This window comes from Rhodococcus sp. WY5 (assembly GCF_018588185.1).
Lineage (GTDB): Bacteria > Actinomycetota > Actinomycetes > Mycobacteriales > Mycobacteriaceae > Rhodococcus_F > Rhodococcus_F qingshengii.
On the sequence record NZ_JAAMPR010000001.1, the window covers coordinates 590,085 to 604,236 of the forward strand.

Annotated in this window: 12 protein-coding genes; 2 read left to right on the top strand and 10 right to left on the bottom strand. The window is 64.1% G+C overall.

Annotated elements, in window-relative coordinates:
• Positions 1 to 41 precede the first annotated feature (41 nt).
• The 4 genes from G4D79_RS02640 to ssd are packed head-to-tail and all read right to left on the bottom strand — an operon-like array spanning position 42 to position 3,680.
• The gene (locus G4D79_RS02640) at positions 42 to 626 is read right to left on the bottom strand and encodes a type II secretion system F family protein (RefSeq protein WP_064689114.1); all 585 of its coding nucleotides are present in this window, start codon (positions 624 to 626) and stop codon (positions 42 to 44) included.
• On the bottom strand, positions 623 to 1,411 hold the full coding sequence (locus G4D79_RS02645; protein ID WP_099696743.1) for a type II secretion system F family protein: 789 nt from the start codon (positions 1,409 to 1,411) through the stop codon (positions 623 to 625). The genes G4D79_RS02640 and G4D79_RS02645 overlap by 4 nt, the downstream gene beginning before the upstream one ends.
• Entirely contained in the window at positions 1,408 to 2,589 is a 1,182-nt protein-coding gene (locus G4D79_RS02650) for a TadA family conjugal transfer-associated ATPase (RefSeq protein WP_003946116.1), read from the bottom strand. The genes G4D79_RS02645 and G4D79_RS02650 overlap by 4 nt, the downstream gene beginning before the upstream one ends.
• The gene (gene ssd, locus G4D79_RS02655) at positions 2,586 to 3,680 is read right to left on the bottom strand and encodes a septum site-determining protein Ssd (protein ID WP_099696744.1); all 1,095 of its coding nucleotides are present in this window, start codon (positions 3,678 to 3,680) and stop codon (positions 2,586 to 2,588) included. Before ssd ends, G4D79_RS02650 begins: the two co-directional genes overlap by 4 nt.
• Positions 3,681 to 3,992: 312 nt before the next feature.
• Between ssd and G4D79_RS02660 the strand changes: the two genes are divergently transcribed.
• Positions 3,993 to 4,811: an HAD-IB family hydrolase gene (locus G4D79_RS02660; RefSeq protein ID WP_003946123.1), complete on the top strand. Its 819-nt coding sequence runs from the start codon at positions 3,993 to 3,995 to the stop codon at positions 4,809 to 4,811.
• A 391-nt stretch (positions 4,812 to 5,202) separates the two neighbouring features.
• Here G4D79_RS02660 and G4D79_RS02665 read toward each other — a convergent pair whose 3' ends face one another.
• From G4D79_RS02665 to G4D79_RS02685, 5 genes are all read right to left on the bottom strand, one after another.
• Positions 5,203 to 5,952 carry a hypothetical protein gene (locus tag G4D79_RS02665; RefSeq protein ID WP_003946100.1) on the bottom strand — a complete coding sequence of 250 codons (750 nt, stop codon included), beginning with the start codon at positions 5,950 to 5,952 and terminating at the stop codon, positions 5,203 to 5,205.
• 56 nt (positions 5,953 to 6,008) lie between these two features.
• On the bottom strand, positions 6,009 to 7,733 hold the full coding sequence (locus tag G4D79_RS02670) for an ABC transporter ATP-binding protein (RefSeq protein WP_099696931.1): 1,725 nt from the start codon (positions 7,731 to 7,733) through the stop codon (positions 6,009 to 6,011).
• A gap of 5 nt (positions 7,734 to 7,738) precedes the next feature.
• Positions 7,739 to 8,695, bottom strand: a complete 957-nt coding sequence (locus tag G4D79_RS02675; protein WP_019746638.1) for an ABC transporter permease — start codon at positions 8,693 to 8,695, stop codon at positions 7,739 to 7,741.
• Positions 8,688 to 9,614 carry an ABC transporter permease gene (locus G4D79_RS02680; RefSeq protein WP_007732434.1) on the bottom strand — a complete coding sequence of 309 codons (927 nt, stop codon included), beginning with the start codon at positions 9,612 to 9,614 and terminating at the stop codon, positions 8,688 to 8,690. The genes G4D79_RS02675 and G4D79_RS02680 overlap by 8 nt, the downstream gene beginning before the upstream one ends.
• A 125-nt stretch (positions 9,615 to 9,739) precedes the next feature.
• Positions 9,740 to 11,356 (bottom strand): ABC transporter substrate-binding protein, encoded by a 1,617-nt coding sequence (locus G4D79_RS02685; protein ID WP_007732431.1) that lies wholly within the window; start codon positions 11,354 to 11,356, stop codon positions 9,740 to 9,742.
• A 364-nt stretch (positions 11,357 to 11,720) separates the two neighbouring features.
• Here G4D79_RS02685 and acs point away from each other — a divergent pair, with 364 nt between their 5' ends.
• Positions 11,721 to 13,652 (top strand): acetate--CoA ligase, encoded by a 1,932-nt coding sequence (gene acs, locus G4D79_RS02690; RefSeq protein ID WP_007732429.1) that lies wholly within the window; start codon positions 11,721 to 11,723, stop codon positions 13,650 to 13,652.
• A gap of 37 nt (positions 13,653 to 13,689) precedes the next feature.
• Here acs and G4D79_RS02695 read toward each other — a convergent pair whose 3' ends face one another.
• Entirely contained in the window at positions 13,690 to 14,115 is a 426-nt protein-coding gene (locus tag G4D79_RS02695; protein WP_042446697.1) for a MarR family transcriptional regulator, read from the bottom strand.
• Positions 14,116 to 14,152 lie beyond the last annotated feature (37 nt).

The window sequence follows — 14,152 nt, forward strand, 5'->3', positions numbered from 1 at the left end:
TGGCAGCACTTCTGCCGCAGGAGCTTTCACTCGGATCCGGCTCACAGCAGGCCGTTACCGAGCACAGTCGTGGCAAGCCCGATCACCACCGGGACGATGCCCAAGGCGATGAACGCCGGCAGGAAACACAGCCCGAGTGGACCGCTGATCAGCACTCCCGCGCGTTCGGCTGCGGCAGCAGCAAGATCCTCGGCGTCACCTCGACTGCGCTCGGCGAGTTCGGCCATGGACGAGGACAGCGACGAACCCGAACGGGCGGAACGCCGAGCCATTCTGGCGAGCGCCTCGGTATCGGGATCGAGAGCGGCTTCGCTCCACGCGGCGTCGGGATCGGCACCGAGCGCCAGAAGGTCGGCGACGCGACGAAGCGAGTCGGCCATCGGTTTCGGTGCCGTCGACGCCATCGCTGTGATCGCGGCGGAGACGGGAAGCCCCGCTCGTAGGCAGGCCCCGAGAAGGTCGAGACTTGCGGCAACTGCGAGTGGATCCGGCTTGTCCGGGACTGGAACCGAATCTTCTGATGTTGTGTCCGCGAAGAGAATTTCTGCCGCCCTGGCCGAAGCACCGCGACGAGCGGGAATGATCGCGAACGCCAACGCCATCATCGCCACGGATGCCCAACTCACGACGTGACCTTCGCAGTTATCCGGTCGGTCCAGAGCAGACCAGCTGAGACACAAGCGGTTCCGATCACCAGGAGCACGCCGCCGAGCCCACCTCCGAACAGCACGCGCAGCGGCGAAGCACCCATCAATTGCCCGAGACCGATCCCCAACAGCGGGAGAAAGGCCAACACCGCAGCGGTCGCCCGAGCGCCCGCCAACCCGGCCTCGGTACGCTGACGAAAGCGTCTACGTCCCAACATGTCCGTCCGGACGGCGCCGAGTAGTTCCGCCAGTGCCAGCCCGTGTTGGTCGGCGACCCGCCAGACGGATCCGATGCGGGAGAACTCACGCTCGATGCACGAATCCGGTACCGCGAAGGCCGCTGCGGCAGAACCACCGAGACGCGCCCTGGCCCCAGCGGAACGGAATACGGCACTCACTTCTCCGGTACATTCCTCGCCTGCAACAGAACTGGCCGCTGCAGGATGCGCGCCGACGCTCAGCTCGGCGATCAGCACCTCCAGACCGAAGAGCAGCATCTTCTGTGAGAGATCCCGGGTTTCGGCTGCATTCGCGCGTCGGCCACGGAGGATCAGGGTCCCGGCGAGGACGACAGCCGCACACCCTGCCGGAAGACCTCCGAGGATCCACGCGGCCGAAATCGCGAGAAATGCGGCGACGAACTGCCACGGAATCTGCCGGGAGGACTTGCGGACGCTCGGGGTGTACGTAGCGAGCCGAGCACGTGAATCCCGCACCGGCGCAATCGAGACCGCCAACGCGAAGGCCAAGAGGGAAACCGTCACGTCCCGACCTCTCGATTGCGAAGCCGGAACATCCGCTCGAGCCGCTCACGACCCGAACCGCCGTCCGGCCACGCCTGCATGATTCGTACATACCCGTCCGCACCGCGGTCGATGACACCGATCTGTTCGAGACGCCTCGATCCGTCAGCCAATCTGTGCACGTGCAGGATCACTTGAACTGCCGCGGCAAGTTGACTGTGCAACGCGTGGCGATCCATCCCGCCGAGCGCCGCCAACGCCTCGAGTCTGGCCGGCACCTCTTCGGGAGAATTGGCGTGAACGGTGCCGGCGCCGCCGTCGTGGCCGGTGTTCATCGCCGTGAGCAGATCAGTCACCTCTGCGCCGCGGACCTCACCGACGACGATGCGATCGGGACGCATTCGTAGTGCCTGCCGAACCAGATCGCGCACCGTCACCTCTCCGACGCCCTCGACGTTGGGAGCTCTGGCGACGAGGCGGACGACGTGCGGATGCGGCGGCGCCAGTTCGGCCGCGTCCTCGACACAGACGATTCGCTCGCGCGGGTCGACCGCGCCGAGCATGGCGGACAACAACGTGGTCTTTCCCGCACCGGTCCCGCCGATCACCAGAAAAGCCAAGCGACAAGAAATGATGCGATTGAGGAGCTCCCGCGCGTCCGGTTCCACGGCGCCGTGGGCGGACAGGGCGTCGAGACCCTGGGTCGCGGGCCGCAACACTCGCAGTGACACGCAGGTTCCACCCTGGGCCACGGGTGCGAGTACGGCATGAAGTCGTACCCCGAAGTGCCCGTCGCCGACGCCCCGCAGGCGGCCGTCGACCCACGGTTGGGCGTCGTCGAGGCGTCGACCTGCCGACAGTGCCAACCGCTGCGCCAGTCGACGCACGGCTGCCTCGTCGGTGAACCGGACCCCCGACCTTTCGAGGCCGACCCCGCGGTCCACCCAGACCTGATCCGGCGCGGTCACCAGTACGTCGGCGACCCCGGGTTCGTGCAGTAGAGGTTCGAGCGGCCCCGCGCCTGTCAGTTCCGTCTGGAGCACCCTGACGACCTCCAACAGATCCGTGTCCGCCAGAACGCCGGAGGACTCGGCTCGCACGGCATCGGCAACGGTGGCCGCCGTCGGCTCGGCGACCGACGACGCCGTCAATCGCTCGCGAACTCGGTCGAGCAGTTCGGCCGTGACCAACGCACTCATGCCGCAGCCCTGCGCGGGCGTGTGCCGGATTCGACGGCGTCGAGTACCGCTGTTGCCGCCACACTCAACGGACAACCGCGGGTCAATTCGAGGCCACCACGCTCGAGCATCGGCGCCAGCGATCGGTGGCCGCGCATCACGGCCGTCAGGGGCAGGCCGAGCATGTCTGCCACATCGGCGCCGCGTAGGCCTCCCGGTGCCGGCCCACGCACGACGAGCCCGACGTTGGAGTTGTGTCGCACCACCCAGGCTCCGACCTTCTCGGCCGCGACGCATGCGGCCACGGTGGCCGGAACCACCACGAGCACCGAATCCGACATCTCCAACACGGCCTGACCTACCTCGCTGGGATGACGTGGCACGTCGCAGACCACGAGCCCGCCGGAACTGCGACCTGCGTCAAGCACGGCGCGAACGGCGGTCACTGTCGGACCGTCGATCTCCCGGCGACTGCTCGCCAGAACCCTCAGAAACTTTCCCTTTGCCGGCAGTGCATCGCGCAGCGCCTCCGGGGACAACCGCCCGCACTCGACGGTCAGTGCACCCCAACGTAATCCGGGAGCAGTCTCGATACCCAACAGCACGTCGGCGCCGGAACCGAGTGCGTCGACGTCCACCAACAGCGTCGGGACGTGACGTGCCGCCGACGTCAACGCGACAGCCGCAGCAGTTGCCGAGGCTCCGCCGCCGCCACAACCACCCACCACGCTCACGACGGTGCCGTCACCACTGACGTCTACGTGATCGGCCAGAACTGCGACCAGCGCGTTCTCTTCCTCGGGCAAGGACAGAACGCTGTCGGCTCCGATCGCGGTGGCGCTCTTCCAATCGTCGACGGTCGGTGTGCCGTCGCATACGAGGAACACTCGCGTTCGTTTGGGGGAACGAGCCAGAGCATCTCGCGCCGCCGACGCGTCCAGTACCACCGCCGAGGCCCGGTTCCACTGTTGCCGGGACACGGGATGTTCGGCCTCGTCCAGCCGGCGGTCCACCGCGGCAGCGACGCGTCGCACGCTCGCGAGGATTTTCGCGTCGTCGACGAGAACCAGAATGGGAGCCCCGGTTTCCTGAGAGCTGATCGTCGTGTTCATGACTGCAGAGCCTGAACGAGCACCGGCACCGAAAACAGTGGGCCGAACAACCCTGTGGACAACTGGGAGGTTGGGGAGAAACAGGCCTGAGACAGAGGACGGCCCCCGCCAATGGGGGGAGGAGGCGGGGGCCGTCTGAGTTCAGCCCCGGGGGGTCGGGCTGAACTAGTTCGAACGAATCGAACAGCAACGATCTTACACCCGCCATCGGCGAGAAATGCAAGCCTGAGCTGCACTGAACTGCTGTTTTTCGCCGAAAGAGGACGCTTGCCGAAGAGCACACGAACCGCCTGTCGGACTATCCTCAATCCTGTGACCGACAAGCCTGCGAACGGACTGAATACCGGGCGGACAGCCGCTTTCTTCGATTTGGACAAAACGATCATCGCGAAGTCGAGCACCCTGGCGTTCAGCAAGCCATTCTTCGCACAGGGTCTGATCAATCGACGCTCGGTTCTCAAGAGCAGCTATGCGCAATTCCTGTTTCTACTGTCCGGCGCCGATCACGATCAGATGGAGCGCATGCGCGAGCATCTGACGGCGATGTGTGCGGGCTGGGACGTGGAACAGGTGAAGGCCGTCGTCGCGGAGACTCTGCACGACATCGTCGATCCACTCGTCTTCGCCGAGGCGGCCGATCTGATCGCAGATCACAAGCTGCGTGGACACGACGTCATCGTCGTGTCTGCTTCGGGTGAAGAGATCGTCGCACCGATCGCCCGCGCCCTCGGCGCCACCCATTCCGTCGCGACGTCGATGAGGGAGGAAGACGGCCACTACACCGGCGAGGTGGACTTCTACTGCTACGGCCCCGGCAAGGTCGAAGCCATGGAAAAACTCGCCGCGGAGTACGGTTACGACCTCGCCGCCAGTTACGCCTACTCCGACTCGGTGACGGATTTACCCATGCTCGAGGCTGTCGGACATCCGACCGCAGTCAACCCCGATCGAGCGTTGCGCAAGGAAGCAGCCGTAAACGGTTGGCCCATACTGACTTTCTCGAATCCGGTCTCACTTCGTGCCCGATTGTCGGCCCAGTCCACGACCACGGTGGCCACTACCGCTGCGGTGGGAATCGCAGCTCTGGTGGCCGGCGCCATGACCTTCGGGCTACTGCGCCGGAAACGCTGAAATCCAAGGCCCACAAACAAAAATTGGTACTTGCTGTGAGCCCGGACACAGGGTACAAAGGAGTTACGGAAGAACGGAAGGCCAGGAACGGCTCGGAAGAGAAGGACCGTTTCCCCAACCGAAATTCCTAGCACGGGCACTAGGGCACCCACGCGGAGCACAAGCCACTATAAGGGCAGAAGCGTTGTGGGCCTGCGAGATTCGTTCAATTTGAGCGAGGACCCCGCACAGGTTGCGGGGACGACCTCAGAAAGCGCGATCCCTCGCCGAGGCCACCCACACAACCCACCGAGCACGCTTGGTAACGAGTAGTCCGTGCTGACGGGCGGCGAAGTCGATTTATCGGCAGCGCCGCCCGTTCGTTATGTTCCGACAGGCGGAATTTGCCGGACTATCCGGTAGCGGCGTCGGCAATCGAAGTCGCCTCTCGCGCACCGGCTTCGAGAGCACCACAGCACAGAATCACCCAGCTGCCGACGCCCGCCGGATTTCCCGAAGCAAACCCTGCCGCGCCGTCCGTGTACGCCTGTGGCCGCCGAAGCCAACTGACCTCGGGTACCCCGAGATTGTGCGGATCCAGCCCCGACGAGACCGCAACCAGACGCGAGGCCGCGCGGGCGACGATGCCGTCAGCGGTGCCGAACGGGCTCAGCGCCAAGAGTTCTCCGTGAACGACGGCCGCCAGAACAGGTGCCGGTGCACTGGTTCCGCCTGTAACGAGTTGGGCGAGAGCGTCCAACCGCTCCCCCACTCCGCGATCCGACCGTGGCCGCCCCAGTTGATCCGCGTCCTCGACGAGATCCGCCGCGGCCAACAGGTGCAGCCGGGCCAGAGCCTGAAGTGGGGCGCGCTTCCACGTCGACTCCATGAGCGGAAGGCTGTCGCCGTCGAGAGCCTGAGCCACGCGCAGAGCACCCGCGAGAATCGGGTCACCGGCCATGCCCTCGGTCGGCAATTCGGTGGTGCCACCGGCGAGCGATGCGGAAGCGCGCGCGGCACGAACCGCGGCTTCGGCGGCAGTGGTGGGCCAACCGCGACGGTTGGTCTTGTGCCGATGAACCTCACCCAGAGCGTCGCGCGCATGATCGGCGGCGGCGCGTACGCCTGGAAGATCGACGAGGGGCTGCAAGGGGTCCGTCACGATCAACGACGGTACCCTTGCAGCCCCTCTGCGGACTTGCCTACCTACCTGTTGCGTCAGCTTCCCAGCTTGATGGACCCACCGGGAATCGCGTCGAGCAACTTGCGGGTGTAGTCCTGTTGCGGATTACCGAACACGTCGTCGATCGGTGCCGATTCGACGATCGAGCCACGCGACATCACCAACACGTTGTCCGCGATCTGACGAACCACGGCCAGGTCGTGCGTGATGAAGAGGTACGTCAACCCGAACTCTGCCTGCAGGTCGTTGAGCAGGGTCAAGATCTGATCCTGCACGAGCACGTCGAGAGCGGAGACCGCCTCGTCGCAGATCACGACCTCCGGTTGCAAGGCCAGTGCTCGCGCGATCGCGACGCGCTGACGCTGTCCACCGGAGAGTTCGTTCGGGAACCGACGCATGACCGACTGCGGTAGACCCACCTTGTCGAGAAGTTCGCGGACGCGAGCCTCACGCTCGGCTTTGGTCCCGACCTTGTGGGTACGCAGCGGCTCCTCGATCGTGCGGTAGATCGAGTACATCGGGTCGAGCGTGCCGTAAGGGTTCTGGAAGATCGGCTGCACTCGGCGACGGAATGCAAAGGTTTCCTTCGCACCGAGTTTCGCCACGTCCTGACCGTCGAAGACCACGTTGCCTGCGGTGGGCTCGAGCAGACCGAGGACCATCTGCGCGACCGTCGACTTACCGGAACCTGATTCCCCGACGATCGCCGTTGTGGTTCCGCGGCGGACCTTGAAGGACACGTCGTTCACGGCTGTGAAGTCGGTGGTCTTGCGGAAACCCTTGCGCAGCTTGAACACCTTGGTCAGATGATCGACGACAAGAACGTCGTCGGTCGCCTTGCCGAAGGACTCTGCCGTACTTTCCTCGGCCTTCACCGCTTCGGCGACCTCTTCCGCCTGTTCGCGAATCTCGGCGCGTGCCACCGACGAGCTGAGCCGCTTCGATGCCAACGACGGCGCAGCAGCGACCAGCTTCTGCGTGTACGGATGCTGCGGGCGCTTCAGAATCTCCAGTGCCGGACCGGATTCGACGATACGACCCTTGCTCATCACGATCAGATGCTCGGCACGCTCGGCGGCCAACCCCAGATCGTGGGTGATGAGCAGAACGGCGGTGCCGAGTTCCGTAGTCAGACCGTCGAGGTGGTCGAGGATCTGACGCTGGACGGTGACGTCGAGCGCCGACGTCGGCTCGTCCGCGATCAGGAGCTTCGGACGAGCGGACAACCCGATCGCGATGAGTGCGCGCTGACGCATACCGCCCGAGAACTCGTGCGGGTACTGCCCCAACCGGCTCTCGGCTTCGGCGAGTCCTGCCTCCTCGAGCAGTTCGGCGGCCCGAACCTTGGCTGCCTTGCCCTTGGCGATCCCGTTGGCGGCCAGAGCTTCCTCGATCTGGAAGCCCACTTTCCACACGGGATTCAGATTCGACATCGGGTCCTGCGGAACCAAACCGATCTGGCTGCCCCGGATGTGGACGAAGTCCTTCTCCGAAAGTTTCGAGATGTCCTTGCCGTCGAAGATGATCTCGCCTGCCGTCACCTTGCCGGTGCCGGGAAGCAGATTGATGATCGAGTGCGCGGTGGTGGATTTACCGGAACCCGATTCGCCCACGATGGCGACCGTCTGACCCGGATACACGGTCAGGCTGACGCCTCGAACTGCCGGGACCGGACCGGAATTGGACTGGAACGACACCTCGAGATCACGAATCTCGAGCAACGGAGTTTCCTCCGAGGTGAGAGTTTCCTTGGTGGTCATCGTGCTCACCGCTTCCGCGACTTGGGATCGAGGGCGTCGCGCAGAGCGTCACCCATCATGATGAATCCGAGGACGGTGATCGCCAAAGCCGTTGCCGGGTAGAACAGAATGGTCGATCCCTGACGCAGCGTCACCTGAGCGTTGCTGATGTCGCCGCCCCACGAAACCTCGGTGGACGGAAGTCCGATACCGAGGAAGGACAGCGTCGCCTCGGCGACGATGTACGTGCCGAGCGAGATGGTGGCCACCACGATGATGGGCGCCAACGAGTTCGGGATGACGTGGCGGATCAGTGTCTTGAGCTTCGAGACACCCAACGCTTCCGAAGCCATGACGTAGTCGTTGTTCTTCGCCGAGATCACCGCGCCTCGAGCAATTCGTGCCATCTGCGGCCAACCGAACAGTGCCAGGACGCCGACGACGGTCCAGATGGTGCGATCGGTGAACAGCTGCATCAGGACGATGGCAGCCAGGATCAGCGGGATGCCGAAGAAGATGTCGGCGACACGGGAGAGGATCGAATCGGTCCATCCGCCGTAGAAACCGGACAGCGCACCGAAGATCACGCCGATCACCAGCACCGACGCAGTGACACCGACGCCCACGAGTACGGATGCGCGAGCACCGTAGATGGTGCGCGAGTACACGTCACAGCCCTGGCGGTCGAAACCGAACCAGTGCCCTGAGGTCGGCCCCTGCATGCTGTAGGTCAGGTCGCAGAACCGCGGATCGGTGCTCGTGAACAAGCTCGGAAACGCTGCGATGACGATGACCGCGAGGATGATGATCGTCGAGATGATGAACAGGGGGCGCTTGCGTAGGTCGCGCCACGCATCGGTCCACATGCTGGTCGGCGCCTGATCGAGTTTGACGGCGTCCGTCTCCCCGGGTGCCGCAACTTCGGGCGGTGCCACGAAATGACTTTGCCGGACGGCGCGTCCGGTCTTCACGGTCTCAGACATAGCGGATCCTCGGATCGAGCGCGGCGTACAAGAGGTCGACGAGCAGATTTGCGATCAGGTAGATCACGATGAGAATGGTGACGAACGAAACCACCGTCGGCGCTTCACCTCTGGTCACGGCCTGGTAGATCGTGCCGCCGACGCCGTTGATGTTGAAGATGCCCTCGGTGACGATGGCGCCGCCCATCAACGTTGCGAGGTCGGCGCCCAGGAACGTGACCACGGGGATCAGCGAGTTGCGCAACACGTGCACGCGAACCACTCGTCCACGGGAAAGTCCCTTGGCGGTGGCAGTGCGCACGTAGTCGGCACTCAGGTTCTCCGCCACGGACGTTCGGGTCAGTCGCAGTACGTAGGCGAACGAGACCGAACCCAGAACCAGGGCGGGGAGCAGGAGATTGGTGAAGCTGGTGTTGCCACCGACCGTCGGCGGGACGATGCCCCATTTGACGCCGATGAAGAACTGAGCCAGGAAGCCGATCACGAAGATCGGGATGGCGATGAGAACGAGGCTGAACAGCAGGACGGTGCTGTCGAAGAATCCGCCCTTACGCAGGCCGGCGATGAGGCCGAAGCCGACACCGAAGACGGTCTCGACGATCAGTGCCATGAAGGCAAGTTTCATCGTGATCGGAAATGCCTGTGCCAGAACTTCACTGACAGGTCGTCCGGAGAACGATGTGCCGAAGTCCAGCGTGAAGATGCCCTTCAGGTACAGCAGGTACTGCTGATAGAAGGGGAGATCGAGGTGGTAGCGCTCCCGAAGCTGTGCTGCCACAGCCGGACTGAGCGCCTTGTCGCCCGCCAACGCGGCAATCGGATCACCGGGAAGCAGGAAGACCATGGCGTAGATCAGAAGAGTGGCCCCGAGAAAAACCGGGATCATTTGAAGCACTCGGCGACCGATGTACCAGAGCATCGGATCACCTCCTTGTCGATGATCGTGTACGTCAGCGGACAGTCCGGTGTGAACACGAGTTCGGGACGGCAGGCAGGGCGCCTGCCGCCCCGAACTCACGTTTCAGATGCGGATCGTTCTACGCGTCAGTTCTTTTCGATGTCTTCGTAGACCGGAACACCGTTCCAGCTGATGGTCACGTTGGAAACGTTCTCCGACCATCCACTGGCAGCGTTGCGGTACCACGTCGGAACTGCGGGCAGGTCCTTGAGCAGGACTTCCTGGGCCTGATCGAGCAGTTCCTGAGCCTTCGCCTGATCGGTCTGGCCGGCCGATTCGCGCAGGAGGCGGTCGAACTCGGGGTTGGAGTACTCACCGTCGTTGGAGCTGCCGCCGGTCTGGTAGTTCTGCGCCAGGAAGCCGTACTGCTGCGGGTAGTCGCCCTGCCAACCGGAGCGGAAAGAGCTCTGGATGGTGCGGTCGGTGGCTTCGGTGCGGATCTGAGCGAAGGTGGCGTACTGCTTGCCCTTTGCGTCGATACCGAGGGTGTTGCGGATGCTGTTCGCCGTGGCATCGACCCATTCCTGGTGTCCGCCGTCGGAGTTGTAGGCGATCTCGAAGCTGCCGGACCACGGTGCGATGGCGTCGGCCTTGGCCCAAGCAGCCTTGGCCGCCTCGGGATCGAACTTCACGTTGCTGTTACCGGTCAGCGAGTCGTTCCAGCCCTTGATTGCGGGGCTGGTGAAGTCGAGTGCAGGCGTCCTGGTCTTGTTGAAGATCTGCTGGGTGATCTGATCGCGGTTGATCGCCATCGAGATCGCCTGACGGCGGAGCATGCCCTCTTCGCCGCTGAAGTGCGGCAGGCGACCCGGGATCGTGAACGTCTCGATGGTTGCCGACGGCTGGTTGACGGTGCGTCCGGGCAGGTCCGACTCGAAGGTCGTGACGGCGCTCGGCGGAACCTGGTCGAGAACGTCGACGTTGTTGGCCAGGAGATCGGTGTACGCCGTGTCGAGGCTGTTGTACATGATGAAGTCGACGCCGGCGTTCTTCGGCTTACGGTTGCCGTTGTAGTCCGGGTTCACGACGGTGTCGATGCGGACGTTGTGCTGCCACGCGCCGGTTCCGTCGAGCTTGTACGGGCCGTTGCCGATCGGGTTCTCACCGAAGGCGGTCATGTCCTTGAACGCGACCTCGGGCAGCGGGTAGTACGCCGTGAAGCCGAGGCGATCGGGGAACGCCGACTCGGGCTGCTTGAGTTCGATGGTGAAGGTGGAGTCGTCCACAACCTTCAGACCCGACATGGTCTGTGCCGTCGGAACCTCGGCGGCAACTTCGTCGTAGCCCTTGATCGGATCGAAGAACGATGCCTGAAGCTGAGCGTTGGTGGAGAGGGCGCCGTAGTTCCACGCGTCGACGAACGACTTCGCGGTGACGGGGGTGCCGTCCGTGAAGGTCCAACCGTCCTTGAGCTTGACGGTGAAGTTCTGACCGTCGGTGCTCTCGATGGACTCGGCAACCTCGTTCTCCGTACCGCCGTCTGCGGTGTACGAAACGAGACCGGAGAACAGCGAGTCGAGGACGCGGCCGCCCATGTTCTCACTCGTGTTCGTGGGGATCAACGGGTTCTGAGGCTCGCCCGCCCAGGCGTTGACGACGCCACTGGACGATCCGCCCGACGAATCGCCGGACGAACATGCCGTGATCAGCACTGCCGTCATTCCGAGCGCGACCGCGCCCGTCGCTATGCGTGAGATACGCAAAGGAATTCCTTCCACATCTAAGTGACCCCGAGCATGCTCGCGGCCTGCCGACAGCCGTAACTGCCGGCGTCGTGTCGCCTACAACTGAAAGTGAACGTGACTTCGAGTTGTGGTCGAATAATGGTTTGACAATAGACACATCCGACGCGGGGCGCGCATCGCACCCATTGTCCGCAATTCCGAGGGAAATCTGTCCGCGCCCATTCACTCGTCGGCGGAAGCGACCACCCGTCGCATCAATTCGACCGATCGTCGCAGGACAACGGGTTGCAACGTGATGCAACGGTGCGTTTACGCGAGCTTGTGACTACCCTCACACGGAGTCAGAAAAGTGTCGATCAAAGTGGAAAGAAGGCCGTCAGCCATGACAAGCGCAGCCGAAACAGACGTCCCCCAGGCATATCCGCCGAGCGCAGAGTTCGCTGCGGCCGCCAACGCGGGACCGGAGTTGCAGGCTGCCGCAGATACCGACCGCCTCGCTTTCTGGGCGAATCAGGCTGAGCGCCTTCACTGGCACGAGAAATGGACCGACGTCCTCGACTGGACCGACGCCCCCGTCGCCAAGTGGTTCGTCGGCGGAAAACTCAACGTCGCCTACAACTGCGTCGACCGCCACGTCCTCGCCGGCAACGGCGACCGCGTCGCCATCCACTTCGAAGGCGAACCAGGCGATTCCCGCGACCTGACCTACAACGACCTCCTCGCCGAAGTCAGCCGCGCCGCAAACACTTTCACTGACCTCGGCCTCGTCGCCGGTGACCGCGTCGCGATCTACATGCCGATGATCCCCGAAGCGATCGTCACCATGCTCGCCTGCGCCCGCCTCGGCCTGACCCACTCGGTCGTCTTCGCCGGATTCTCCGCCACCGCCCTACGCTCGCGCATCGACGACGCCCAAGCCAAACTCGTCGTCACCGTCGACGGGCAGTGGCGACGCGGCGCAGCAGCACCCATCAAAACAGCGGTCGACGAATCCGTCGCCGGCGCCGAATCCGTCCAGAACGTGTTGGTGGTCAACCGGACCGGCATCGACGTCGACTGGACCGACGGCCGCGACCTGTGGTGGCACGAAACCGTCGCACAGGCCTCACCCGAGCACGAGGCGCAGGCCTTCGACGCCGAACATCCCCTGTTCATTCTCTACACCTCCGGCACCACCGGAAAGCCCAAGGGCATCATCCACACCTCCGGCGGCTACCTCACCCAGGCCTCGTACACCCACCACAACGTCTTCGATCACAAAGCGGGACAAGACGTCTACTGGTGCACCGCCGACATCGGCTGGGTCACCGGACACTCCTACATCGTCTACGGACCCCTCTCGAACGGCGTCACCCAGGTCGTCTACGAAGGCACCCCCAACTCCCCGAACGAGCACCGCCACTTCGACATCATCGAGAAGTACGGCGTCTCCATCTACTACACCGCACCCACCCTCGTGCGGACGTTCATGAAGTGGGGCCGCGAGATCCCCGACGCCCATGACCTGTCCTCGATCCGCCTCCTCGGATCTGTGGGCGAGCCCATCAACCCCGAAGCGTGGCGCTGGTTCCGAGAGGTCATCGGCGGCAACAAAGCCCCCATCGTCGACACCTGGTGGCAGACCGAGACCGGCGCGATCATGATCTCCCCACTCCCCGGTATCACCGCCACCAAACCCGGATCCGCCATGGCACCACTGCCCGGCATCTCCGCGAAGATCGTCGACGACGACGCCAAGCCCCTCGGCCCCGGCGGCAACGGCTACCTCGTCCTCGACGAGCCGTGGCCGGCGATGCTCCGCGGCATCTGGGGCGACATGGACCGCTACCGCGACACCTACTGGTCCCGCTACGCCGAAGAAGGCTGGTACTTCGCCGGTGACGGCGCCAAGTACGACGACGACGGCGCACTCTGGGTCCTCGGCCGCGTCGACGACGTCATGAACGTCTCCGGTCACCGCATCTCCACCTCCGAAGTGGAATCAGCACTGGTGAACCATCACGGAGTCGCCGAAGCCGCCGTCGTCGGTGCCGCCGACGAGACCACCGGACAGGGCATCGTCGCGTTCGTCATCCTCCGTGAAGGCGTCGAGAACACCGGCGACGTCCTCATCGCCGAACTCAAGGCTCAGGTCTCCACCGACATCAGCCCCATCGCCAAACCGCGTCAGATCACGATCGTGCCGGAACTGCCGAAGACCCGATCCGGCAAGATCATGCGCCGCCTCCTGCGCGACGTCGCCGAAGGCCGCGACCTCGGAGACACCTCGACCCTGGTCGACCCCAAGGTATTCGACGCCATCCGCGGCAAGTAGGGCCTTCGGCCCCTGTGCGCCTTTTTGGTAGTCCCCACTACCGGAAAGGCACACAGGGGCGAAGCCCCTCTCGCAACTTCACTTCCTCTTTCGACGTCAGCCAGGACTCCTCGGCTACGCGGATGTCTGCGGCAACCCTCTTGTGCAAGGACTTTCCGCGCGAGGAGAGAAACACGCGTACCTTCCGACGGTCGTCCTCACCGACCTCGCGGTAGATGAGCGCCAGCGAGACCAACTTGTCCGCAACTCGCGTCAGCGTCGGAGCCGGTGTTCCCGTTCGATCGCGCAGCTCAGCCATCGTCAGCCCCTCGGTCGACGCCAGGGCTTCGAGCGTCATCCAGTGATCAAGAGTGAGATTCTCTGCCGCCAGCGCCTTCTCCGCCGCTGCCGCGGCCATTCGAGCTGCTCGGACCAGCGCAGTCGTCAGCGACGCATCAAGAATTCCGGAGTCACTTTTTCCCACTGATCGCTCCCCCGCTGTTGCGCAGTTCACACTTCTC